The following is a 23215-nucleotide window of genomic DNA, read 5'->3' as shown; positions in this document are numbered from 1 at the left end:
TCCTAGCGTGCCTAACATATTAAAAGTTAGCATAACATGAGATCTTTGATAACTACAGCAGCCCAAGTGCCATCATTTTAGGGCTGGTGTTTGCATAAGTTTACCAATTTATTAAGCTCTTATCGCTGGAAGCGTTTACTTTCACTAAGCCTTTGGCAATGGCTTGTTTCACATCTTCGGTGACGTCGCTGCAGAAAAATGCAGCGTGTGAACCACTCATCGCCGTAAGCTCTACCCATTGGTTTTGATTTGTCTGTTTACAAAGCTGTTGGGCACCTTCAAGTGCTAACCATACAACTTCGGTCATACCTATATCGTCAATAGCATCTTTAGCTTTAGCTAAAAATGGCAAGCTACAGCAACCAATGGCCAAAATAAGCTCTATTTTTTGCTGCTCTGCACAAATTTTGGCTCGACCACTCAGTTGTTCACTTATTTGTTGTGGGCTTAAGCTTTCTTGCTCTATGCATAGCACCATTTGCTTATCACTGATATGACCCAAGTGAAAATCGCCTTCTATGCCCTCAACCAAAGCTTCAATGAAGTGTTTGATTAAGTCTCGCTGAGCTTTAAAGCCTAGAGTCTGCTGGCTGGTTAGATTGATACTCTCAATAGAAAGCATGACTAGAACACGAGCTTGCTGTTTGTCGGTTAGTTTGTCACGTAAACATACTAAAGGTGTTTCGCTATTTGCTAACTGTTGTAAGCCAGTGACAGGGTGGTGATTGAGCTGATGACTTAAGTCGTTAAGAGAAGCATTGCGGCTTAGTAATTTTTGTCGAGTAACCAAGAATAAAAACAGTAACATGATGCCAAACACACAAACCAGCACTAGCACCAGCTGCTGAAAGTTACTTTGTTGCAAAATGATCGCTTTTTCACGAGTCAGGTCAGATAGTTGCTGGGCTTGCTCTATGTATTGATAGTGCTGCTTAAACTGCTCTCGTTTAAGCTCATTACGAATCTGTTGATATTGCTGATTTAAGCTGTGATATACCTTGAACTGTTCTAAGGCCAGTGCGTAATTACCATTTTTCTCATAGGCTTGGGTAAGCAGTTTGTACACTTTACTGTGGCTACTGCTTAATCCCATTGTATTGGCTAATTGTTCGGCCTTTTCTAACTGCAAGATAGCTAGGCCGTTTTCATTGTTATTAATGTGCAATTCGCCTAACAACAACAAGCTACGAAGCAACATGTTGGGTTGGTTTAAGCTAATAAAAAGCTGTCGCGAAATTTGTAAGTGAACCAGTGCCGGCGTGTAGTCTGATAACTCCATATAGGTTTTGCCGAGTTGCAACTCAATGTTTGCTAGCAAGGGGAGGTTGTTATTGGCTTTGGCAATTTCTTTAGCATTGAGGTAGTGCACCAGTGCTGCATCTATGTCACCGGCTAGTTCAGACATATTGCCCAAGGTGGCAATTTCTTGGGCTTGTAAGTCAAAGTTTCCTAGGTCAACCGCATTGGCAATTGCATCTTGTTGAATTTGTTGAGCTATTGCTAGCTCTCCTTGTCCAAGGTAAACCCGCGCGATATTGGCTTGGAGCATGCTGGTGAGCAACAGCGCTTCATTGCTATTGACGTCTTGTTGGTCGAGCTCTGCTTCACTTAAATGGCTAAGAGCTAGCTCTGGCTGACTATTTGCGAGGTAATAATTGGCGAGTAATGCCTCTGACCAGGCGCGTAATATAGGTGATTTACTGGCGTATGCTTCTTCTTTTGCCTTAAGTAAGTATGTTTTCGCCTCGTTGCTTTTGCCTTGGTTTAGGTGATAAAGCGCTAATACTTTTTGAAGTTGAAAGCGCATGTTAGGCAAAGGGAAAATTTTGAGTTTATCTAAATTGGTCTGCGCCAGGTTGATGTAAGTTTCTGTTTCGCTTGCTTGGTTTGGATCATCGCTCAGAATGAGTGCCGCAATGATGTAAGCCTGAGTAAGATGAGCTTGATGTTGCTGTTCTTTAGCTAATGTAATGGCTTGGTGAATGTATTGCTGCGCTAGCTGGGTATCTTGAATACGGTAAGCGCATAGCGCGCCAAGTTGATAACTTAGTAAAGTCACGCTTTGCGACTCGGCATTTTGAGAAGCTTGTTGCTGATTGCTGAGCTGTTGCCCGGTTTGTCTTACGCATTCACGAGGATTAGCAATCAGCAGTTGACGCAGCGGCTCTAGTGCTTTGGGTACATGAACAAAACCGTGCTCGTAAGCAAAAGTATTAAAGCTTACTAGGCACGCAATTAAGGCAAATATACCCGTTAAACAAGCTTGAACTCTCAAAAAATCATTACCTTTTATTGGCGTAGTAAACGCCAGTTGCCTAATTTTGCGTCTACCTTGGGATCATTAGAGCGCATAGGGTTTATGTCTAATCCACCGCGGCGAGTGTAACGCGCATAAACAGTTAAGCTATTGGGTTTGCAAAACTGCATAATGTCGTAAAAGATACGCTCTACACATTGCTCGTGAAATTCGTTGTGCTCACGAAATGATACCAGGTAACGAAGTAGTGCTTCCTGGCTTATTTTTGGTCCCTGATAATCGATATAAACACTGGCCCAATCTGGCTGGTTGGTGATTAGACAGTTTGATTTTAATAAGTGGCTATTTAGCGTTTCACTTACCTCTTGCTGCGGGTCGGCTGCGTTATCTAAAAGGCTTGGGTCTAGGTCATAATCGCTAATGCTAATCTCTTGTTGGTCAATGTTAACGCCAGGAATTTGCCTTGCATCTATTTGACTTGAGATGGGTAACAGCTTTACTTCTACATCACCTTCAGCGCAGGTTTCCAGATCTTTCTTAAGAGTCGCAGCAAGTTCTTCAAAGTTATTAAAGTGGCTTTGGTTAAAGCTATTTAAATACAATTTGAATGATTTTGACTCGATTAAGCAGCGCGAGCTAGCCGCTACTTTTACCTCGGCGACCGCGACAACGGGTAAGCCCGCTGGATTTAGCCAAGATAGTTCATATAAGTTCCACAAGTCATAGCCTGTAAAAGGCAAGGCTTTACTTTCATCTAAATTAATCTGCTGGCGATTTAAGGTTCTAGGTACGCCTTGTAACAACTCGGGAGAGTAGTGGCTAATGTAATCGGTGGGTTTACCGAGACTCAAACTGTCTTTTAACTGTTGCGAAGTGTCTAAAGGCTGCTTTTTCATGGTGTTGTTACATGGAATTAGTTAGGCTTAGTTTATCTTAATTCTTAGTGAAACACATCTATGAGCAGCCCTATATCACAACCATTATCTCTGGTTTTTAATAAGTTTGAACAACATTGGCAAAACAGTGCTTATCCAACGGTTGAGTATGATGAACAATGGCTGTCTCCTTGTATTATTGGAGAGCCTGAGCAACAAGAAGTGAGTTGGAAACCGGTGTTGCGCGAGACCAAAGGCGATTTTTCAGGAATTGAGCGTGCTCTAGAAATAGCTTTGCACCCCAGTATTAAGGCGTTTTACGGTGATTATTTTTCTGAAACCCTAGCGGTAGATTTTCAAAATAATCGCATTGAGTTGGTTCAAGCCTGGAATGAGCAAGATTTCGATATGTTACTCGAGAACATCATTGGCCATGTATTGATGCAGCGTCGTTTGAAGCAAAAAGAGACCGTGTTTATTGCCAGTACCGAAGATGAGATGCAAGTCGTAAGCATCGATAATGAGTCTGGTGAGGTAGTGTTAGAACAATTAGGTAAGGGGATTGACCGAGTGCTGGCTGTTACACTCGATGAGTTTGTTGCTAAATTTGAGCTGTGTGACTAACGCTTAAAATCCCAAGAAATATTGGACACTGAACGGCAGTTGTCACATTTGAAGTCAAAAATATCATGAACGGTGTTTTCTAATAGCCAATCTCCTCCGCAACTTGGACAGCACCTTTGTTTTTCTGCTTGAAGACTTTTGCCACCAACCCGATAGAGATACAAGTAAGTAGGCACTTTACTTAAGTATTCCAAACGTTTAGCTAAGTCTGACCCTCTGCGATAAAGGCGGCTGGTTATTTCGCTCATTTCTTTTAAAGCAGAATGCTCCAATATGCTGCCATTCATTTGTAGTTGATCGCAGGCTGACCAATCTTCTTGCCACTTGATTAGCTGTTTTTGATCGCCATTGGCTACTGCTGGCAAATGATAAAGAGGAATAGGAGTAAAGTGGTCTCCGCAACGCACTGGCGAACAACTTTGCAGATAATTGGTATACAAAACCTGCCAGCTAGGAGTTTCGCAAGTATCGCTATCATCCGAGTTTATATCTCGGCCGAGGTTTTTTAGCTTTGGGCTGAGCAAGCCAGCTTCACTTAACGCCATCTTGGCGCGTTTTACTTGCTGACTTTGAAAACTATCTAATAAGCTATTTTCTTCGGGACAAACCACTCGCACTGAAAAGGTGGCTTCTTTTAATACCACAGGGAATTCTCGACCAATAATTTGCCCATTGTAACGCCAACAATCTAACAGCAGGTTTATCGCTTTTTCAGCGCGGGTAATAGTTGTGTCGGTATAGCACTCAAAGTTTACTTCGCTTAAGTACATCGTTAGTTTTTCGCTTCTAGTTGCTCGATGCGTTGCAGCAGTTGTTGAACTTGGTTTTCTAGTTCCATCACGCGTTGTTCAATAGCTTTAGGTGTTTTTTCCACGGGAGGTGCTTCATTTACCACGAGGTTCTCTACAATTGATGGATCTTTTTTATAGGCATTAATAGCCGCAATCACCGTGGGCATGGGTAATCTTGTTGTGAGCTTACCTTTTACTAAGGCAAGGGTGGGTTGTTTGTTTTCATCCAATAAGGCTTTTATCGCGACCAATGCAATTTGTTGAGACATTACTATTCCTTAGTGGTGTTTAGGTGCTTGATACAGTTTTATCAGTTGAGCGATAGATAGCTGCAGGGCTTCAGAGTTATTTGGGTCGCGTAGCTGGGCTAATACAAAACTACGTAAACTTGGTATGAAGACTAAATCGGCGAAGATTTGCTGAAATAACTCCGGGTCATTTTGCTTGGCGATAGCTTCGAAGAAAAGCTTGAGTAAAACGGGTGAGCTCAATGATTGCCAAAGTCTTCCTGCCACTGCAATAAAGCTATGAACAGACTCTGCCTTAGAAAGCTGTAATTCAATTGCCTGCTCGGTGAGCGGCTTGACCGAAGCTCCCGCTAAGGCACGAAGATATAAACTAGCTAGCTCTTCATCTTTCAACAGTTGCTGTTGGTGTAAATTGGCTAGGGTATGGCTTAATTGTTGATCCAACTTAGCATGCTCTAATAACTCGAGAGTTTTGTTGGCAACCTCTAGGGGCAGCTGAGGGAAAGCCTTTGTCAGAAGCTTACTATTGTCATCCCTATCTAACCTAGCAACAAGATCGGCGATACCTTGTAAGGCTATGCCCTGCCAGTTATCCCATTCTCCATCGTTTTGTAGATAACGACGAAAGGCTAAATAATGCTCTGTTGGAGCCAATTGACTGTCCCTTTTATATACGGCATTAAAAAAAGCTAACTTTTCTTCAATAGGTTTATAAATATATTGGTTGTTAGCTAAGGCCTGCTGCTGTTCCTCATTAGGTTGTCGATTTAATTCTTGCCCTAAGGCATCAACAACTAATTGGATGAACTGATCGCGAGCGGCTAGGTTAATAAAACCTTGCTCATTAACAGGCAACTGTAAAAACCATATATATGGAGTGGTAGATTGTTGTTTTTGCCAAAAACAAAGTGCAAATCTTGCGTGTTGTTGAATAGGAGCGGGGTAGGGCAGTTTAGCCACTTCCATCTGGTAGAAATCTTGACTGCTGATGTGATGGATCTGCCGACCCATTTCATAAACCCTTAATTCACTGCCTGATGCCTGAAGAATTTCGCTTAAGGTGCTAAGTTTTTTCATTGTTACTATTCTATCCACAACATTTGGCGTCAGTATCCACATTTATGCAGGTGAGGGCAATTATCACTGTGTGGTGGGTAATGCTTAGGCATAGTGTTACACTTCGATTTTTGCCGTACCGAGCCCTATGCCCCAATCACATTTGCAGTTGCTTTTAGAGTTAGAGCAGTGTTTAAAACAAACTAATAATTGGCAAAACACTGCGCCAAGCAACGAGCAGCTCACTAGCAGTCAACCATTTTGTATCGACACCTTAACTTTACCGCAATGGTTACAGTTTATTTTCATTCCCAAAATGCGTGAGATGATACAGCAGGGTGCATCTTTGCCCTCGAAAGTTGATATTGGCCCTTATGCCGAAGAAGTGTTTAAACCATTGGCGAGTGACGGTGAATCCTTGTTGAGCATAATTAAAGCTATTGATGAGAGTTTCAGTCAATGACAGAGATCTTGGATACTAATGAAGAGCTTATCGAGGCTATTCCTGAACAACTCCCCGTGTTGTTTGAAGATGACTTTTACATAGCAGCATATAAACCGGTTGGCTTATTGGTTCATCGTAGTTGGATCGCCAAAGAAGCAAGCCAATTTGCCTTGCAGATACTACGCAATCAAATCGGTCAATATGTTTATCCGGTACATCGTTTAGATAGACCAACCAGCGGTGTACTTATTATGGCTAAATCTTCGGAAGCGGCTCGCAAGCTTTCCGAACAATTCGCTGCGCAAACTATAGATAAGCAGTATCTTGCTGTGGTGAGGGGCTATATAGAGGGAGAACATCAGTTAGATTATCCCTTGAAGGAAAAGCTAGACAAGATGGTAGATGCTAAGGCGCAGCAAGACAAACCTGCTCAATCTGCCCTTACTTTTTATAGTGGGCTGCAAAAAGCAGAGTTACCTTACCCATCAGGTAAATTTGCAACTTCTCGTTACAGTTTGGTATCACTAAAGCCTAAAACTGGAAGAAAGCACCAGTTGCGTCGTCACATGCATCACCTCAGCCATCATATTATTGGTGATACAAGCTATGGAGATGGTCGCCACAACCGCTTATTTCGTGAGCTCGGGCTACCTGGGCTTTGGCTGTTTTCTAAGCAATTAAGCTTTGTTCATCCTTATACTGACAAGAAAATCATCATCGATAGCCCCTTGCCCGAGCGCTGGAAACAGCTATTTAAGCTAATGTCTTGGAATTAGTTCCCTTTTTATTGGTGATCTGCATCACACTTGCGAAAGGTAATTGGAACTTTGAAAAGGCTTTCATGGTCGTGAAAAAAAATTACTTTTTTTAAGCTTGAACCTTAAATATTAGTTCAATTTTTGGTTTTTTTTAGTAATTAACCTACTGAAAGCCTTTTCTTTGTGATTGAAAGCATTTTCAAGGCTTTTCTTATGGTCATTAGATGATGTGATCCACACCTTGTTTTCACCCCTGAAACCCTTGTTTTCAAGCGATTTTCAGAAAAATCATTCTGTGAGCTAGTTCAAAGTTGTGTCGAAACAGGCTCCCTATAATCCATCTCAGTTAGCGGATATAAGCACACTTACAAATGCACCGCTGGCTCTTACTAAAAAGGTAAGGGATTAGTAGTTCAAAAAGGAAAAGGACAAGGATTATGAAATTGAAAGCACTTTCAATTGCAGTTGCTGCAGCTACATTAGCAACTATTTCTACTGGCGCTTCTGCTGAGTGGACAGTAGGCGGTTACGGTAAGTTCAAATATGACTTTGGTGAGTCATACGACCGTTCATCAACTTGGGAACATCGTCGTGACATGCGCGCCGCTGGCCCATTCTTCTCTGCTAACGTTAATCAAGTGGAATTTAGCTTGAAAAACCAAAGCACATACAAAAATGGTGTTTGGGCTAACTACGTTCTACGTACTGAGTACGGCAACAACGAAGGTGGTAACGGTCAACCATTCTATGGTTCTTCTTCAGGTAACGAAGGCCACTTAGAAACAGGTCAGTTAGAATTTAAAGAAGCTTACGTTGAGTTGGGCGCTATGCCTTCTGTACTTCCAAAAGATGGTAGCATCTGGGCTGGTCGTCGTTTCTTAAACCGTCAGCAAGGTGTGATCTCTAAAGAATTCTGGAAACAGTCTTCTGGTGTTGGTGCAGGTCTTAACTTCACTAAATCAATTGGTCTAGCCATTGTATCTGCTGATCCAGGTGAAGGTTCAAACTGTAGCAGTGGAACTGTAGACGTACCTGCTGGTGGTGCTGATGGTATTCCTGTAAATGGTGGTGGTTGTTCTAGTAGTAAAAACGGTGGTGTTAATTCAGACGGCACTCGCACAACTCTTAACTCTGTAGATTTTTACGCTTACCAGATGGAAGCGCTTGGTGGTACATTTGATTTCGATCTTAAGTACTCTTTCCGTGCTAACACTGATGAGCTGATTGCTGCTAACCCTAACGCTGCTGAAGATGGTTACGGTGCGTCTATCATGTACGCATCAACTTACTATGGCCTAGAGGGTTGGTCGGTAACCGCATTGACTTACGGTAAAGGTATGGCATCTAACCGTGGTGTTAACTTTGGTCAGTGGGACGGCGGCTGGAATGAAGATCATTCATCAATCTTCTTCACCTCTAACGGTGTTGTAAATGCTTCTGATAGCATCCAAGTTGGTACTGAACTTACTATTTGGCACTTAGATGGCGGTGATCATGGAGTTTGGGGTCAAGATGACCTAACTCGTTACTTCTTTGGTGTAACTCCTTCTTTCAAAGTTAATGAGAACTTCCGCGTTGAGTTAATTGGTACTTACGCTCGTGAATCTTTGGCTAACGGCAGTGCTTGGGGACGTCAGAAAGACGATACCGACTTCTTCACAGCAACTATTGCACCAGTATGGACAGTAAATGCTGACTACTTTGGTCGTCCACAAGTTAAGCCTTACGTAACTTACATGACTTCAAGTGATGATAACTACACTTGGACTTCTGGTAACGATAAGAGCAACCAAACAGTATTTGGTGTTGAAGCTGAAATCTGGTTCTAAGCTAGTGTTTGCTTAAATAACACATTACACTTGAGGCAGTCTTATGACTGCCTTTTTTTTTGACTTTTTAGGTAAATATATGAATCGTAAGTTTGCTGTTTTAGCCTTTATTGGCTCTATTACTTTGTTATCTGCTTGTTCAACGCCAAAACCTGCGCCAGAAGAGACCGTACTTGCTGCTAGTTGCTGTAGTGAGGTTGACCAATTACCTTTTTATCAAATATCTAATCCCGAATTTAAGCAAGTTTTTGAAATTACTCCTAACTTATCGCCGGTGTTCGACTTTGCTAGTGGCTCTAGCCCTTTTCAAGCTGTAGAGTTACCGCCGCATGTTGGGCAGCTCTCAGTTAAAGTAGCGAGTATTTTAGAGAGCCAAGTTTTTATCCCTTATGTGCTTGTTTTGGATTCAAATTTTAATGTTTCTAAGACAATTGACGCGAGTAACTTAAAACTGAATTACGGGAAAATTGGCACAAAGGCTTATAAGGAAGCATCTTTTGAAATAGAGACTAACCCTTATGATGTTAACGCAGCCCGCTATTTGGTTATGTTTACTAAGCCTGAGCAAATAGGTAAATACACAGAATTCAAATCTGCAGAAACGATTCGAGCAGAGGATGAGGGATTGGCTAGACCTATAGCAACAGATCCTAAATTACCTAATGGCTATTATGGCTCAATCGAGTTGTCGCTTAAGCCTCTTACATTTGGTTCGGTAACCAAGCAACAGCAAACGGCCGGAAAGGCGGTCTCTCCGTCCAGCCAGAAGGCTGTTATACCTACATCAAGTAAAAGTAACAAAACGAGCCAGATGTTGCCTGAATCTGAAGCATTTTATAATAAGATGATAGAAAGCTTTGTTAATGACGGAGAAGTCGAAAAAGCATTGAAATTGGTAGAAGAAGCTGAATATGCCGGTTCAACAACCGCTCGTTCAACATTCATTAGCGCAATTAAGAAGCAGTAATTCGTCTTAAGTAAGCCTGTGCCACAAATCACAGGCTTACTATGAACCTTAACTTAATCTTTTCTTCAATCTGCAGTTTTAGTTTGTTTAACTAGCGTATAGCATTGGAAAAGAAACGATCTTTAACTGTTACGGATGGCAGTATTTATATGGACATAAGAACAATAATTGTAGCTTTAATATTTGCAGTTGTTTCGATTGCAGGATGTAGTCAAAAGCCAAAACCAGAGAAAACAATCCTTGCGCCAGTTTGTTGCTCTAGCCTTGAGACTATACCTTTCTATCAAATTGCAAACCCTGAATTTAAACAGCGCTTTGAAATTGCTCCTGACATTTCTCCTGTATTTGAGTTTGAGAGTGGGGTAAGTACTTTTCAAGCGGTTCGCTTACCCGAGCACGTTGGTACTATTGATTTTCGTGTGGGAAGCGTCCTAGAAAACCAAGTGTTTTTTCCCTACTTCCTGGTCTTAGATGAAGAGTTTTCTGTTCTTCAAAAAGTTGCTGCAAGTAGAGAAAACATTAGGTACGGGACAATTCGTAAGAGTGTTTATGTTGATACCCAATTTGAACTAGATACCAACCCTTACAATCTGGGTTCAGCTAGGTACGTTGTTATGTATACAAAGCCTAGTGAGATTGGCTTGTTTACTAGCTTCAAATCTGCTGAGACATTGCGATCTGATGAGCAGGGTTATGCTCCGCCGATAGCAGCAGACCCCACATTGCCACATGGGTACTATGGTACTTTGCAAGTAGAAATTACCCCGAAAACATTTGGCAATGTTACTAATCAGCAATTGAAAGAAAAAGAAGCAAGAACTGCTGAAAAGACAACTTCTCAAGCGACAAGTAACAATGTTAGCCCCGTTGTTGTTGCTCCGGTAGTGGTTGATGAGCCTGCTACGGCTTTACCTGCTAAGTCTAAGCCTTCTAGTCAAATGCTACAGGAATCAGAAGATTTCTATAATCAGCTCATTACTACATTTGTGAATGAAGGTGAAGTTGATAAAGCCTTAAAGCTGGTTGAAGAGGCTGAAAAAGCTGGCTCAAAATCTGCTCGAGACGCCTTTATAGAAGCCGTTAAAAACAAATAAGTTTTCTTATTGTTTGATATTAAGCCAGCGTTAAGCTGGCTTTTTTATTGCTTGTCTTTAGTAGAGAGATGAGTGTGTAAATTAAGCTTAACTATCGCAACTTTGTTGAAACCTATAGTTCAGAAGAAAGGGAATTGAACTACTTCACTAGCGCCTTTCAACAGTTGTTTGAAATTGTTGCTTTGCGGTTCGTCAACGCTCTCATCTACGTAGTTTAAAGGTCGATAGATTAAGTAAGGTAGTCGTAAAGTGAGAGATTGAGGGGCGCACAGATACAAAAAAGCCCTCTTGCGAGGGCTAAAAATAGGCATTTTTATTGTTTAGTCTTTACCACCAAGCTTCAGCTTGGAAACCAAAGGTTACTTCATCTTTCGAGCTAGAGTCACGAGAGATGTATTGGTCTGATTTTGCGTAAGTTGCGAACGCACGAAGAGCAGGGCGTGCAAATACGTTTGGACCCGCTTGCCATTGTTGGGCAATGGTTACTTTAGCTAGCTTGTTATCTTCGCTGCCATTGGCTTTAGCTGCATCTTGGAACTCAACTACATCGTAGCCTAGGTCTAAGATGGTTGATAAGTTATTGCTCCAGTTGTACTGAGGGCGAACACCAACGGTGAACAAAGTTGAACCTTTGTTATCATCTTTGTCGTAGTTTTCGTAGTTAACTACGTAAGACATGGCTGTTGACTCACCTAAATCAACCACACCCCAATTCATTAAGCGGTACCAGCTACCTTCGTTGCTTTCTGCTAAGTAGCTAGCATCAGCTGTAGGCTCTTTTTCTATTTCTTTGTACGCAAATCCGCGAAGTTGGCCACTTGCGCCAATGCCCGCCATTGCGTCTGTCGCGTAAGATGCAGAGAACTTGTTAAAGCCGCCGAAGAAATCACCTTGGGTGTGCTCAGCCATTACGAACACACCGTTGTCTTTTTGGTTTTCAACGTTAAAGTCTTGGTCTGCAGCTTCAGAGTACATACCGTAGATACCTACTAAGCTTAACTCGCCATTTGAGTTAGTAGAGATTCCATCTAAACGCAAGTCTAAGTTGTTACCAGAGAAATCAGCCATTGTGTTGCCAGAACCGGCAATGTTGGCATCAAACAATGCTTCAGAAGTATTGCGTACCCAAGCGGCAGATAGCTTAGCAAAGCCTACATCGATGTTTTCAATACCTGCACCGGCACCGGCATTAGCTAGGTAGTAGTAATCGATTTGGTGAACGTCGCGACGTTGGTAAAAGCGCTTACCAGCCCATAGGTTTGACCCTTCGAAAGATTCAACCATGTTTTGACCAGACACGTACATTTCGCGCACTGCCGACGGGCTTTCTTCCCAGTCGTTGCGTTGGTCTACAGAGTGAGCAAGTAGGGTGTGTACACCCATTGCTTTGTTGCCTTCTTCATATAAAGGTGCAGATAAGGCAATTTCTGCATAGGTTTCACATTCGTTACCCAAGCGGTGCTTATAAGGCGAACCGTCGGCTTGGAAGCACATTTGCTCGCCGCCTGAACCGGTAGCGCCAATTCCAGAACGCATGTAACCGTTAAACTCAGGAGTAGCTGCAATAGCTTGAGTAGACATCGCAGCTGATGCTACTGCGATCGAAAGTGTTTTTAGTTTCATTACATAAACCTTATGTGTATTAGTTTTCAAATTAGGACATAAATAAGCACCCTGTTCTGTAAAATCCAATTCCTATGGAACATTATGTCGAAAGCATTGTCTCAGTAGTTTTATGATTTGTCGTGTGACCAAACTCACAGCTAAAAGATGAAAGCCCTTTCTTTGTCTTTATTTAGTGTTTTATATAGGTTTGTGTTCTTTTTATTTTATAATTTATGGTTATTAATTCTTTAATTGAGGTGTTGGAAGCTGTGATTAGAAATTGAGGGGGGAGGTTAAATAAATCGAATTCGTTACTCGACGTAGCGTTTTTATCTAAAGTGAAATTAAGTGTTACAAAGTGTTACAAAAAGTGAGGTTTAACTTGTGCTAAATCGCATTTTTCTAATCCATACCCGCCTAAACTAAGGCCCTGAAATCGTAAGAAAACGAATTTAGCGGCAACATCAAAATAATTAACTATAAGTCGCTTGAAAATTGGCCTTTTGAAGGAAAATGGCTAAGGCTTTGTTCAGTATACTATCAGCCCCTAGGAGCTCACTATGTTTAAAAATTTGTTCGCGCAAGCGCAAAAGGTAGGTAAAGCACTGATGCTACCCGTATCAGTTCTACCTGTTGCGGGTATCTTGCTTGGTGTAGGTGCAGCCGACTTTAGTTGGATGCCTACTATCATTTCACAGTTGATGATGAATGCTGGTGACGCAGTATTCGGCAACATGGCACTGTTATTTGCCGTTGGTGTTGCCTTAGGTTTTACCAATAACGATGGTGTTGCAGCCTTAGCCGCAATTGTTGGCTTTGCTATTATGAGCGCCACCATTAGCGTTATGGCAGGACTGGAGTTCAACAGCGTTGTTGCAAAGTTGCCCGAGCTTGGAGAAGCGCTAAACCCTTCTCATCTAGACATTGTTAACTCTATTTTTGGTAGTAGCCAAGAAGGCTTGACTGTTGTTGACCAAGGTCTGCTGGACAGATTAAAAGATGCTATCGACAAAACATTCTCAACGGGTGTTTTAGGCGGTATTTTGGCTGGTGGTGTAGCGGGTTGGACATTTAACCGCTTCTTCCGCATTCAGTTGCCTGCTTACTTAGGTTTCTTCGCTGGTAAGCGCAGTGTGCCTATTATCACCGGCTTCTTAGCTATTTTCCTTGGCGTTATTCTTTCAATTATTTGGCCTCCAATCGGTAACGGTATTGCTGTGTTCTCTCACTGGGCTGCAGAGCAAAATCCAACATTAGCGTTTGGTATTTACGGTGTTGTTGAACGCTCACTAATTCCATTTGGTTTACACCATGTTTGGAACGTACCGTTCTTCTTTGAAGCGGGCTCTTGTGTAAGTGCTACCGGTGAACAGTTAAACGGCGTATTAACTTGTTACTTGTCTGCTGATGAAGCTTCTCGTGCTGCTAGCACTTCTGGCTTTGGTCAGTTGGCTGGTGGTTACATGTTCAAAATGTACGGTCTACCTGCTGCTGCTATCGCTATTTGGCATGCTGCTAAGCCTGAGAATCGCGCTAAAGTAGGCGGTATTATGATCTCAGCTGCGCTTACTTCATTCCTAACCGGTATTACAGAACCTATTGAATTTGCGTTCTTGTTCGTTGCTCCAGTGCTATACGTAATTCACGCGTTATTAGCTGGTTTAGCGTTCGTTATAACTAATACTTTAGGTATGGTACACGGCACATCTTTCTCTCACGGTTTGATTGACTTCATCGTGTTGTCAAGCAACGCTCAGAAAATGTGGTTGTTCCCAGTAATTGGTTTGGGTTACGCAGCGGTTTACTACACTGTGTTCCGTGTAGTTATTGCTAAACTTGATCTTAAAACACCAGGTCGTGAAGACGAAGAAGATGCTGTTGCTACTGTCGCTGTTTCTGAAGACGAAATGTCTAAGAACCTTGTAGACGCGTTTGGCGGTAAAGCTAACATTGTTAGCCTAGATGCATGTATCACTCGCTTACGTATTCAAGTTAAGTCAGTAGAATCTGTTGACCAACCAAAGCTTAAGAGCTTAGGTGCTGCAGGTGTAGTGGTTGCTGGCCAAGGTGTTCAAGCTATCTTTGGTACTAAGTCAGATAACTTGAAAACTGATATGGAAGCTTACTTACAAACCGTTTAAGGTCTAATGTAAATGTAAAAAGGAGGCGTAAGCCTCCTTTTTTGTATCTGTTTGCCACTTTATAGACGTTCAAGTTTGGCTTCAATCTCGGCAATTTTACTCGACACTACTTTTTCCAAGTGCCTTAACTCAGAAAGCACTTGTTGTTTAGTATCTTTCTCCTGTTGGTCTCTGCGGGTGATTTTATCTAATTCTTCTACGATAAAACGCAGATTGGCATTAATCTCAGTAGTGTCTTTGTAGGTGCCCCGCCCACCATCAACTAGCACGGTTTTTTTCTGCCTTGGGTATTTGAATTTTACACTGCGGGTAAGAAAGTCACCTTTTTCTTTATGGAAGTAAATCTTGAGCGTGTCAGAATTGGCTTCTTGGCGGAGGCTATAACGTTCAATATCGCTTGGGTTGGTAATGCCAATACTTTTTAGATTTTTGTACATAAAATTTCCTTCATAACGAATTGTCATTCTATTGCTAGAAACAGTCGCCGCCGCATTGTTCTGCAGAGCCTGTATATTGCAGCATAGCTCATTACAGGTAGAAGGAGTGTGAACTAGTGGGCTTTTTATGTGGAGGAATAAAAGGGGAAAAGTAGGCTCAAACTACCGCGGTAATTTGAGCCGTTTTAGCTTAGTTGTGTGCGTGAAGCTCTTCGTTTAAGGCAATCGCAGTTTTGTTGGTTAAACATTCGATTGCGCCGGTTAGGCTGTTTCGGCGGAATAGCAGATCTGATTTACCAGCCAGTTCGCGGGCTTTAATAGTGCCAGCTTGCTGCTTGTTCTCATCTATTAGTACCACTTTGGTGCCTGAGGTAATGTATAGGCCAGACTCGATGGTGCAGCGGTCACCTAGTGGGATACCAGTACCAGCGTTTGCACCGATTAGCGATTCTTCGCCTACTGCGATAATAATGTTACCACCGCCTGAAAGGGTACCCATGGTTGAACAACCACCACCTAAATCAGAACCTTTTCCAACAAATACTCCAGCGGAGATTCGGCCTTCGATCATGCTGGTGCCTGCAGTACCGGCATTAAAGTTACAGAAACCTTCATGCATGATGGTAGTTCCTTCACCAATGTAAGCACCTAGGCGAACACGTGAAGTTGACGCAATACGAACACCACTTGGTACCACGTAATCAGCCATTTTTGGAAACTTATCTACAGAAGTTACCTGTAGTAATTCACCTTTAGCGCGCGCTGCTAATTGGCGGGCTGGTAACTCGGCTAAATCAATGGCACCTTGGTTAGTCCAAGCTACGTTAGGAAGTACCGCGAAAATGCCGCTTAAGTCGGTACCATGAGGCTTAACTAAACGGTGAGAGAGTAAGTGTAGTTTAAGGTAAGCTTCTGGCGTTGACGCTGCGGCATCATCTTGACTTAATAAACATAAAACACGAGGCTGCTCGCTGCCTAATAAAGCCTTAAACGCGGTTACCTGGGCTGTTAAACCTAGATCTTCAGCATTGCTTATTAGCGTGTTTAATGCTGCGTCGTCTAGTTCAATGTCTTGTTTGCCATTGTTGAAATCTAAGCCTTTAGTTAGGCCTGATACTTCTGCTTCGCTTGGGTTTAAAACCGGAGCAGGGTAAAAAACTTCTAGCCATTGGCCATTTGCGTTTTTACTTCCCACACCAACGGCGTAACTAAAAAAGTCTTTAGACATGGTTGTCTCCAAAATAGTGGTTGAGCTTGCTTAATATTATTGTTTGAGTGCTTGTTCCAGAATGCTCTTAAGCTGTTGCTTTTGCTCTGGGGTTAGCTTTTCACGTTCACAGTTACTAATACTGAAGAAATCTTCCGCCTTCTCACCAATGGTGGTGACCTTAGCCGCGTGAATCGTGTAGTTAAAGGATTGAAATACGGCGCTAATTTTAGCCAATAAACCAGGCTTGTCTAGGGCGACAACTTCAATCAAGGTTCGATTGCCTTTCGTGGGTAAAAACTCCACGCGAGGCGCAATAGAGAACTGCTGCACTTGGCGTGGAACCCGGCGCTGTTTCAAATCGATTGGTGCGGCTACGTGGAGCTTTTCTGCCAATGTTTGTTGCAGCAAAATACCACGCTCTAGTGATAGAGGTTCGCCTTCATGGTCGAGCACCACAAAGGTATCAAGTACAAAGCCGTCGCGGCTGGACATGATTTGCGCATCATGAATATTCAGATTTTTCTGGTCTAGTTCAGCGGCAACTGATGCAAATAAATGCGGGATGTCTTGGCAATGAATAAAAATCTCGGTACCGCCGCGAGTAGCACGGCGGCTCACCAATACCAGAGGTTGATCTTCACTATGACCCCATAAATGGTCGCTGTGCCAAGCAATTTGCTGTGGGGTGTGGCGAAGAAAGTAATCAGCCCTAAAGCGTTGCCACAAACCGCGCACTTGTTCTTCGGAATAGCCTTTTAGCTCTAATTGCTGAATGGCTTTCTTCTGCTTATCACGAATTACACCACGAATATCTACTGGGTTTTCTAAGCCTCTTCGTAAGGCCTTCTGGGTTGAGTTGTAAAGCTCACTCAACAAGGTTCGCTTCCAACTGTTCCAGGTATCGTCATTGGTTGCGCAAATGTCCGCTACCGTTAAACAAAGCAACATGTCTAGGTGGCGTTGGTCGCGCACTACCTTGGCAAACTCGGTAATTACTTCGGGATCATAAATGTCGCGGCGCTGAGCCGTTACCGACATTAACAAGTGGTGCTTAACTAACCAAGCGACGGTACGCGCTGAAGGTTTACTAAAGCCATGCGCCAAACAGAATTCTTCGGCATCTACTGCGCCCAAGGTAGAATGGTCGCCTTTGCGCCCTTTGGCAATATCGTGAAATATAGCCGCGAGAGCCAGTAAATCTGGTCGCTCTAATCGCGGATAAACCTGACAACAAAGCGGGTGGATTTCTTTGGTATCAGCATCGTTAAAAGAATGAATTTTGTTTATCAATCGATGAGTATGTTCATCAACGGTAAAAGCATGGAATAAATCAAACTGCATTTGTCCAACAATGCGGCTCCATGCTGGGAAGTAAGTCGACAGTACCCCATAGCGATGCATTAGGGTAAGTGGCAGCCCTGTTACGTTAGGGTGCTTAATTAGGCGTCTAAAGTAGCGGCGGCACTCTGGTAGATCTTGAAGCCAATGAGTTAGCCTGCGTCTTGCTTCACGCAACTGGCGCAGGGTGGCGGAATAGATGCCAGTAATTTTGGGGTTGTCGGCAATGTGCAAAAACATCACTATAATTTGTTCTGGCTGTTCTAAAAACAGCTGGCCATTCGCACTATCTATAAGGTTGCCACGCAGCATAAAGTGCTCATCAACCGGCTGCACATCCATGGCGGTATTGCCCAAAATGGCTTCATCAAACAACTGCAATAACATTTCGTTTAATTCAGAGATTCGACGCACCGTTTGGAAAAAGTGCTTCATTAAGCGTTCAACCGGCGCATTATGTTCGCCGCTGTAACCTAGTGATTGGGCCACCGCAAGCTGGCGATCAAATAACAAGCGATCGTCACTTTTAGTTAGGTGAATATGCAGGGCAAAGCGCACTCGCCATAAAAAGTCGCGGCAGTCTTGTAGCTCTCGACACTCTGCGAGAGTAAGAAAGTTTTGTTTAGTGAGCTCTTCTAAATCACTACTACCAAAGTGGCGGCCAGCAACCCAACAAATGGTTTGAATATCACGCAAACCACCGGGGTTAGCTTTAATGTCAGGTTCTAGGGAATAAGCATTGCCTTTATATTGGCGATGGCGACTTAGTTGTTCGTCTTTCTTAGCACGGAAAAAGGCTTCGCTTGGCCAAAAACTATCGGCACAAACAGCCATACAGAGCTCTTGATAAAGTGCATTGTCACCAAATAGCAAACGCGACTCTTGCAGATTGGTGGCAATGGTTATGTCTTCTAGGCCTAGCTCTAAACATTCTTTTAGGGTGCGAACACTTTGGCCTACATCCAGACGAATATCCCACAGTAGAGTAATGAAAGCCGATATTTTTTCGGCAACTTTAGGCGCTACTTGCTCTCGAGTCAGGATAAGAATATCAATATCCGATCGAGGGTGAAGTTCACCTCGACCGTATCCGCCCACTGCAAGTAAAGAAAGCTCAGGGTGATCGGCTAAACCAAAGTGCTGCCACAAACAATTAAGCAATAAGTCCATTTGTTGAGAGCGCAATTGCACTAACTCAACCACATGCACACCTTGATTGAACTGATCGGCTAAGTATTCTTGCAGTTCATCTAGGTAGCGCTTACTGCTCTTAAGCGAAATCTCTTCTGTGCAGGGCAAAGGCGGTGCTGCTAACGTCGTTTCCATGACTAAACCTCTAAGACCTGATTGTTAGTGTTTGATAATGCGCGGTAAGTCTTCTTCGTCACGAAGTGTTAGCACTTCAACGCCGTCGTTGGTCACTAATAAAGTGTGTTCCCACTGAGCGGAGTTTTTGCTGTCATTGGTACGTGCAGTCCAGCCGTCTTCTTTATCAACCCAGTTGCCTTTCTTACCTTGGTTAATCATCGGTTCAATAGTGAAACACATACCAGCTTTTAATACGGTGCGGTCATTGTTGCGATAGTGCATGATTTGTGGGTCTTCATGAAAACCTTCGCCAATACCATGACCACAAAAGTTATCAACAATACCGTAGCGGTAGTTGCCTTTTTTTAAGTACTTTTGAATGGCATTGCCGATATCGCTAACTTTATTGCCCGGCTTAACTACCTTAATTGCTTGATAAAGTGCTTGCTGAGTAACACGGCACAGCAGCTTATCTGCAGGAGAGGCATTGCCAACCAAAAACATTTTAGAGGTATCGCCGTGATAACCATCTTTAATAACCGTGATATCGATATTAATCACGTCACCGTCTTGCAGTATGTGGGTGTCTGAAGGAATGCCATGACAAACCACATCGTTTACCGAGGTACAAATAGACTTTGGAAAACCGTGATAATCGAGTGGTGCAGGAATAGCGCCTTGCTCGTTAACTATATAGTCATGGCAGCGCTGGTTAAGCTCACCGGTGCTAACGCCAACCTTTACGAAAGGGGCTATCATGGTGAGTACGTCAGCCGCTAAACGACCGGCAACGCGCATTTTTTCAATTTGTTCAGGGGTTTTAATTACTATGCTCATGAGTACTAATAGTTGAGTGTTTACCTTGGTTTTGCCGCTAGTTTACCGTAAGGGCGAGGGGAGTTGTAGTAGCTAGAAAAATTAACGAAAAGTTTAGCCTTAGCTTTATCAATATTGCTATTTATGGTATAAAGCGCGCCGTAAGTCATTACTCTAGTTTTCGAATTAGCGTGGATGCTTACATAAATTAAATATTTATATTTTTAAACACACACACACATCGTCACGTTTTCCGGGGTGCTGGGCAATTTGGTCTGGTCGGTAAAATGGGATGTGTGGAGGCCTAACCCCATTTGAGGAAATTATAATGGCAAACGTTTCAATGCGCGATATGCTTCAAGCAGGCGTACACTTTGGTCACCAAACTCGTTACTGGAACCCAAAAATGAAGCCTTTCATTTTTGGTGCTCGTAACAAAGTTCATATCATTAACTTAGAAAAAACTGTACCTATGTTTAATGATGCAATGTCTGTTCTTAAGAAAGTTGCATCTAAGAAAGGTAAAGTTCTTTTTGTTGGTACTAAGCGCGCTGCTGGTGACACCATCAAAACTGAAGCACTTCGTTCAGATCAATTCTACGTTAACCACCGTTGGTTAGGTGGTATGTTGACTAACTGGAAAACAGTTCGTCAATCTATCAAGCGTCTAAAAGATCTAGAAGCTCAAAGCCAAGACGGTACTTTCGAAAAGCTAACCAAGAAAGAGGCGCTTATGCGTACTCGCGAAATGGAAAAGCTTGAGAAAAGCCTTGGCGGTATCAAAAACATGGGCGGTCTACCAGACGTATTGTTTGTAATCGATGCTGAACACGAGCACATCGCTATTCGCGAAGCAAACAACCTAGGTATTCCAGTTATCTCTGTAGTTGATACTAACTCTGCACCAGACGGTGTTGATTACATCATTCCTGGTAACGACGACGCTATCCGTGCAATTAAATTGTACCTTGGCGCAGCTGCTGATACTGTTATCGAAGGTCGTCAAGACGACATCGTAGTACAAGCTGAAGAAGATGGTTTCGTTGAGGAAGCTGCTGAGTAATTAAATGCAATAAACTGCATTTATACTGAGTAAGCTTGATGATTAGCAGGGGACAAGCTTGTCCCCTGAGTTTTATCCGATAAACAGTCGAGGATCAAACAAATGGCAATTACTGCTGCCCTAGTAAAAGAACTGCGCGACCGTACCGGCGCAGGCATGATGGATTGTAAAAAAGCGTTGACTGAAACTGATGGTGACATCGAGTTAGCGATTGATAATATGCGTAAAAGCGGTGCTGCTAAAGCGGCTAAAAAAGCAGGCAACATTGCAGCTGACGGCGCAATTATTATTAAAGAAGGCGCGGGTTTCGCTGCCTTACTAGAAGTTAACTGTCAAACTGACTTCGTAGCCAAAGATGCTAACTTCACAGCTTTCGCTGAAAAAGTAGCCGAAGCTGCTGCTGCAGAAAAAACTGACATCGACACTTTGAAAGCAAACTTCGAAGAAGAGCGTGTTCAACTGGTTGCTAAAATCGGTGAAAACATCTCAATTCGTCGTGTTGAGTACTTAGACGGTGCTCCTATTGCTTCTTACCGTCACGGTGAGCGCATTGGTGTTGCTGTAACAGGTGAAGCTGACGCTGAAACGCTAAAGCAAGTTGCTATGCACGTAGCTGCTTCTAAGCCTGAGTTTTTATCTCCTGATGACGTACCAGCTGACGTTGTAGAGAAAGAGAAAAAACTACAAATCGAAATCGCTATGAACGAAGGTAAACCTGCTGAGATCGCCGAGAAAATGGTGACTGGCCGTATGAAGAAATTCACCGGCGAAATCTCATTAACAGGTCAAGCGTTCATCATGGAGCCTAAGAAAACTGTTGGCGCTATCTTGAAAGAGAAAGGTGCTTCTGTTGCTGGTTTCATTCGTCTAGAAGTTGGCGAAGGCATTGAGAAGAAAGAAGAAGATTTTGCTGCAGAAGTTGCTGCACAAATCGCTGCAGCTAAAAAGTAATTTTAGTTGTTCTTCAGGTTGCGGTATCATGCCGCAACCTTCTTGTATTCTTAAATAAGAGAGAACATCATCGCTATGAGCACCAATCCTAAACCTGCATATCGTCGCATTCTTTTAAAACTTTCAGGTGAAGCCCTAATGGGTGATGAAGGTTTTGGTATTGACCCTAAAGTATTGGACCGTATGGCTCTTGAAATCAAAGAGTTAGTAGAATTAGGTATCCAAGTTGGTCTAGTTATTGGTGGTGGTAACCTGTTTCGGGGCGAAGGCCTTGCGAAAGCAGGGATGAACCGCGTGGTAGGCGACCACATGGGCATGCTAGCAACCGTAATGAACGGTTTAGCTATGCGTGACGCGTTACACAGAAATTTTGTAAATGCACGCTTAATGTCGGCCATTGAGCTAAATGGCGTGTGTGATTCATACAACTGGGCTGATGCGATTAGCAATTTGAAAGCCGGTAAAGTTGTTATTTTCTCAGCGGGTACGGGCAATCCATTCTTCACTACAGACTCTGCTGCTTGTTTACGTGGCATTGAGATTGAAGCTGAAGCGGTGCTAAAAGGCACTAAAGTAGACGGCGTATATACTGCCGACCCTGTAAAAGATCCTGCAGCCACTCTATACAGTGAGCTGGATTACGCTGAAGTACTAGACAAAGAATTAAAAGTGATGGATTTAGCCGCATTCACCTTAGCGCGTGACCATAACTTGCCAATTCGTGTATTCAACATGAATAAACCAGGCAGTTTGAAGAATGTTGTTATGGGCGCAGATGAAGGCACCACTATCTGTCACGTATCAAATAAAACAGAAACAGAGTAGGGATAGTTATCGTGATTAACGAAATCAAACAAGATGCTCAAACACGCATGGGTAAAAGCATTGAGTCTTTAAAGTCTCAAATGTCTAAGGTTCGTACTGGCCGCGCCCACACAAGCCTCCTAGACGGCATAATGGTGCCTTATTACGGTGTAGACACGCCGTTAAATCAAGTTGGTAATGTATCGACTGAAGATTCGCGTACGCTAACAGTAACCGTATTTGACGCGAGCTTAATTAGCGCAGTAGAAAAAGCCATTATGAGTTCTGACTTAGGCTTAAATCCTTCTTCTGCAGGTACGCTAATTCGTATTCCACTGCCAATGCTTACTGAAGAGCGTCGCCGTGACTTAATCAAGATTGTTCGCGCAGAAGCTGAGCAAGCGCGTGTTGCTATTCGTAACATTCGTCGTGACGCCAATGGTGACGTAAAAGAATTACTTAAAGAAAAAGAAATTGGTGAAGATGATGATCGTCGCGCTCAAGACGAAATTCAAAAAATCACTGATGCAGCAGTTAAGCAAGTTGATGAAGCTTTAGCCGCAAAAGAAGCTGAATTGCTGGAAGTTTAATCGAATCA

Annotated in this window: 21 protein-coding genes; 11 read left to right on the top strand and 10 right to left on the bottom strand. The window is 42.9% G+C overall.

Annotated features, from left to right (window positions below; translation table 11 throughout):
* Window positions 1-100: 100 nt before the first annotated feature.
* Window positions 101-2275 (bottom strand): hypothetical protein, encoded by a 2175-nt coding sequence (locus G6R11_RS07635; RefSeq protein ID WP_163132489.1) that lies wholly within the window; start codon window positions 2273-2275, stop codon window positions 101-103.
* A 14-nt stretch (window positions 2276-2289) separates the two neighbouring features.
* Window positions 2290-3153, bottom strand: a complete 864-nt coding sequence (queF, locus tag G6R11_RS07630) for an NADPH-dependent 7-cyano-7-deazaguanine reductase QueF (protein WP_163132488.1) — start codon at window positions 3151-3153, stop codon at window positions 2290-2292.
* A gap of 60 nt (window positions 3154-3213) precedes the next feature.
* Between queF and syd the strand changes: the two genes are divergently transcribed.
* Window positions 3214-3756: a SecY-interacting protein gene (gene syd, locus G6R11_RS07625; RefSeq protein ID WP_163132487.1), complete on the top strand. Its 543-nt coding sequence runs from the start codon at window positions 3214-3216 to the stop codon at window positions 3754-3756.
* Here the strand turns inward: syd and G6R11_RS07620 are convergent.
* From G6R11_RS07620 to G6R11_RS07610, 3 genes are read right to left on the bottom strand one after another with little or no spacing between them, the layout of a single operon-like run.
* Window positions 3753-4526, bottom strand: coding sequence for a Zn-ribbon-containing protein (locus G6R11_RS07620; RefSeq protein WP_163132486.1), 774 nt, complete (start codon window positions 4524-4526; stop codon window positions 3753-3755). The genes syd and G6R11_RS07620 overlap by 4 nt on opposite strands.
* Window positions 4527-4528: 2 nt before the next feature.
* Complete coding sequence (locus G6R11_RS07615; protein WP_163132485.1) at window positions 4529-4816, bottom strand: hypothetical protein; 288 nt, start codon at window positions 4814-4816, stop codon at window positions 4529-4531.
* Between the two features lie 9 nt (window positions 4817-4825).
* Window positions 4826-5872, bottom strand: coding sequence for a DUF3549 family protein (locus G6R11_RS07610; RefSeq protein WP_163132484.1), 1047 nt, complete (start codon window positions 5870-5872; stop codon window positions 4826-4828).
* Window positions 5873-5999: 127 nt separating this feature from the next.
* Between G6R11_RS07610 and G6R11_RS07605 the strand changes: the two genes are divergently transcribed.
* From G6R11_RS07605 to G6R11_RS07585, 5 genes are all read left to right on the top strand, one after another.
* Window positions 6000-6314 carry a YqcC family protein gene (locus G6R11_RS07605; RefSeq protein WP_163132483.1) on the top strand — a complete coding sequence of 105 codons (315 nt, stop codon included), beginning with the start codon at window positions 6000-6002 and terminating at the stop codon, window positions 6312-6314.
* Window positions 6311-7072, top strand: coding sequence for a tRNA pseudouridine(65) synthase TruC (gene truC / locus G6R11_RS07600; protein ID WP_163132482.1), 762 nt, complete (start codon window positions 6311-6313; stop codon window positions 7070-7072). Before G6R11_RS07605 ends, truC begins: the two co-directional genes overlap by 4 nt.
* 419 nt (window positions 7073-7491) lie before the next feature.
* Complete coding sequence (locus tag G6R11_RS07595; protein WP_163132481.1) at window positions 7492-8883, top strand: carbohydrate porin; 1392 nt, start codon at window positions 7492-7494, stop codon at window positions 8881-8883.
* Window positions 8884-8926: 43 nt separating this feature from the next.
* Window positions 8927-9850, top strand: coding sequence for a MalM family protein (locus tag G6R11_RS07590; RefSeq protein ID WP_163132480.1), 924 nt, complete (start codon window positions 8927-8929; stop codon window positions 9848-9850).
* Window positions 9851-9954: 104 nt separating this feature from the next.
* Window positions 9955-10944 carry a MalM family protein gene (locus G6R11_RS07585; RefSeq protein ID WP_163132479.1) on the top strand — a complete coding sequence of 330 codons (990 nt, stop codon included), beginning with the start codon at window positions 9955-9957 and terminating at the stop codon, window positions 10942-10944.
* Between the two features lie 327 nt (window positions 10945-11271).
* On the opposite strand, the gene lamB is transcribed toward G6R11_RS07585, so the two are convergent.
* Entirely contained in the window at window positions 11272-12567 is a 1296-nt protein-coding gene (gene lamB / locus G6R11_RS07580) for a maltoporin LamB (RefSeq protein ID WP_163132478.1), read from the bottom strand.
* A gap of 542 nt (window positions 12568-13109) precedes the next feature.
* On the opposite strand from lamB, the gene ptsG reads away from it, so the two are divergent.
* Complete coding sequence (gene ptsG / locus G6R11_RS07575; RefSeq protein WP_163132477.1) at window positions 13110-14690, top strand: PTS glucose transporter subunit IIBC; 1581 nt, start codon at window positions 13110-13112, stop codon at window positions 14688-14690.
* A gap of 59 nt (window positions 14691-14749) precedes the next feature.
* Here the strand turns inward: ptsG and G6R11_RS07570 are convergent, their stop codons facing one another.
* The 4 genes from G6R11_RS07570 to map all read right to left on the bottom strand — a co-directional run bounded on the left by G6R11_RS07570 (window position 14750) and on the right by map (window position 19820).
* Window positions 14750-15127, bottom strand: coding sequence for a DUF3461 family protein (locus tag G6R11_RS07570; RefSeq protein ID WP_163132476.1), 378 nt, complete (start codon window positions 15125-15127; stop codon window positions 14750-14752).
* Between the two features lie 190 nt (window positions 15128-15317).
* The gene (dapD, locus tag G6R11_RS07565; protein ID WP_163132475.1) at window positions 15318-16355 is read right to left on the bottom strand and encodes a 2,3,4,5-tetrahydropyridine-2,6-dicarboxylate N-succinyltransferase; all 1038 of its coding nucleotides are present in this window, start codon (window positions 16353-16355) and stop codon (window positions 15318-15320) included.
* Between the two features lie 36 nt (window positions 16356-16391).
* Entirely contained in the window at window positions 16392-19001 is a 2610-nt protein-coding gene (gene glnD, locus G6R11_RS07560) for a bifunctional uridylyltransferase/uridylyl-removing protein GlnD (protein WP_163132474.1), read from the bottom strand.
* Between the two features lie 24 nt (window positions 19002-19025).
* Window positions 19026-19820, bottom strand: coding sequence for a type I methionyl aminopeptidase (gene map / locus G6R11_RS07555; protein WP_163132473.1), 795 nt, complete (start codon window positions 19818-19820; stop codon window positions 19026-19028).
* Between the two features lie 307 nt (window positions 19821-20127).
* On the opposite strand from map, the gene rpsB reads away from it, so the two are divergent.
* The 4 genes from rpsB to frr all read left to right on the top strand — a co-directional run bounded on the left by rpsB (window position 20128) and on the right by frr (window position 23207).
* Window positions 20128-20862 carry a 30S ribosomal protein S2 gene (gene rpsB / locus G6R11_RS07550; protein WP_016401186.1) on the top strand — a complete coding sequence of 245 codons (735 nt, stop codon included), beginning with the start codon at window positions 20128-20130 and terminating at the stop codon, window positions 20860-20862.
* A gap of 102 nt (window positions 20863-20964) precedes the next feature.
* Complete coding sequence (tsf, locus tag G6R11_RS07545) at window positions 20965-21813, top strand: translation elongation factor Ts (protein ID WP_163132472.1); 849 nt, start codon at window positions 20965-20967, stop codon at window positions 21811-21813.
* A 75-nt stretch (window positions 21814-21888) separates the two neighbouring features.
* Window positions 21889-22638: a UMP kinase gene (gene pyrH / locus G6R11_RS07540; protein WP_163132471.1), complete on the top strand. Its 750-nt coding sequence runs from the start codon at window positions 21889-21891 to the stop codon at window positions 22636-22638.
* Between the two features lie 11 nt (window positions 22639-22649).
* Window positions 22650-23207 carry a ribosome recycling factor gene (frr, locus tag G6R11_RS07535; RefSeq protein WP_163132470.1) on the top strand — a complete coding sequence of 186 codons (558 nt, stop codon included), beginning with the start codon at window positions 22650-22652 and terminating at the stop codon, window positions 23205-23207.
* Window positions 23208-23215: the final 8 nt, after the last annotated feature.

Source organism: Agarivorans sp. Alg241-V36 (assembly GCF_900537085.1).
GTDB lineage: Bacteria > Pseudomonadota > Gammaproteobacteria > Enterobacterales > Celerinatantimonadaceae > Agarivorans.
The sequence above is the reverse complement of the archived record's forward strand: the minus strand, read 5'-3'. Positions and strand labels throughout refer to the sequence as shown.

Bases quoted from the DNA above. Each gene is read 5' to 3' on its own strand.
- syd (WP_163132487.1), top strand. From the start codon at position 3,214: ATGAGCAGCCCTATATCACAACCATTATCTCTGGTTTTTAATAAGTTT.
- G6R11_RS07595 (WP_163132481.1), top strand. From the start codon at position 7,492: ATGAAATTGAAAGCACTTTCAATTGCAGTTGCTGCAGCTACATTAGCA.
- G6R11_RS07570 (WP_163132476.1), bottom strand. From the start codon at position 15,127: ATGTACAAAAATCTAAAAAGTATTGGCATTACCAACCCAAGCGATATT.
- ptsG (WP_163132477.1), top strand. From the start codon at position 13,110: ATGTTTAAAAATTTGTTCGCGCAAGCGCAAAAGGTAGGTAAAGCACTG.
- queF (WP_163132488.1), bottom strand. From the start codon at position 3,153: ATGAAAAAGCAGCCTTTAGACACTTCGCAACAGTTAAAAGACAGTTTG.
- tsf (WP_163132472.1), top strand. From the start codon at position 20,965: ATGGCAATTACTGCTGCCCTAGTAAAAGAACTGCGCGACCGTACCGGC.
- G6R11_RS07620 (WP_163132486.1), bottom strand. From the start codon at position 4,526: ATGTACTTAAGCGAAGTAAACTTTGAGTGCTATACCGACACAACTATT.
- lamB (WP_163132478.1), bottom strand. From the start codon at position 12,567: ATGAAACTAAAAACACTTTCGATCGCAGTAGCATCAGCTGCGATGTCT.
- truC (WP_163132482.1), top strand. From the start codon at position 6,311: ATGACAGAGATCTTGGATACTAATGAAGAGCTTATCGAGGCTATTCCT.
- G6R11_RS07610 (WP_163132484.1), bottom strand. From the start codon at position 5,872: ATGAAAAAACTTAGCACCTTAAGCGAAATTCTTCAGGCATCAGGCAGT.
- glnD (WP_163132474.1), bottom strand. From the start codon at position 19,001: ATGGAAACGACGTTAGCAGCACCGCCTTTGCCCTGCACAGAAGAGATT.
- G6R11_RS07605 (WP_163132483.1), top strand. From the start codon at position 6,000: ATGCCCCAATCACATTTGCAGTTGCTTTTAGAGTTAGAGCAGTGTTTA.
- pyrH (WP_163132471.1), top strand. From the start codon at position 21,889: ATGAGCACCAATCCTAAACCTGCATATCGTCGCATTCTTTTAAAACTT.
- rpsB (WP_016401186.1), top strand. From the start codon at position 20,128: ATGGCAAACGTTTCAATGCGCGATATGCTTCAAGCAGGCGTACACTTT.
- map (WP_163132473.1), bottom strand. From the start codon at position 19,820: ATGAGCATAGTAATTAAAACCCCTGAACAAATTGAAAAAATGCGCGTT.
- dapD (WP_163132475.1), bottom strand. From the start codon at position 16,355: ATGTCTAAAGACTTTTTTAGTTACGCCGTTGGTGTGGGAAGTAAAAAC.
- G6R11_RS07615 (WP_163132485.1), bottom strand. From the start codon at position 4,816: ATGTCTCAACAAATTGCATTGGTCGCGATAAAAGCCTTATTGGATGAA.
- G6R11_RS07590 (WP_163132480.1), top strand. From the start codon at position 8,927: ATGACTGCCTTTTTTTTTGACTTTTTAGGTAAATATATGAATCGTAAG.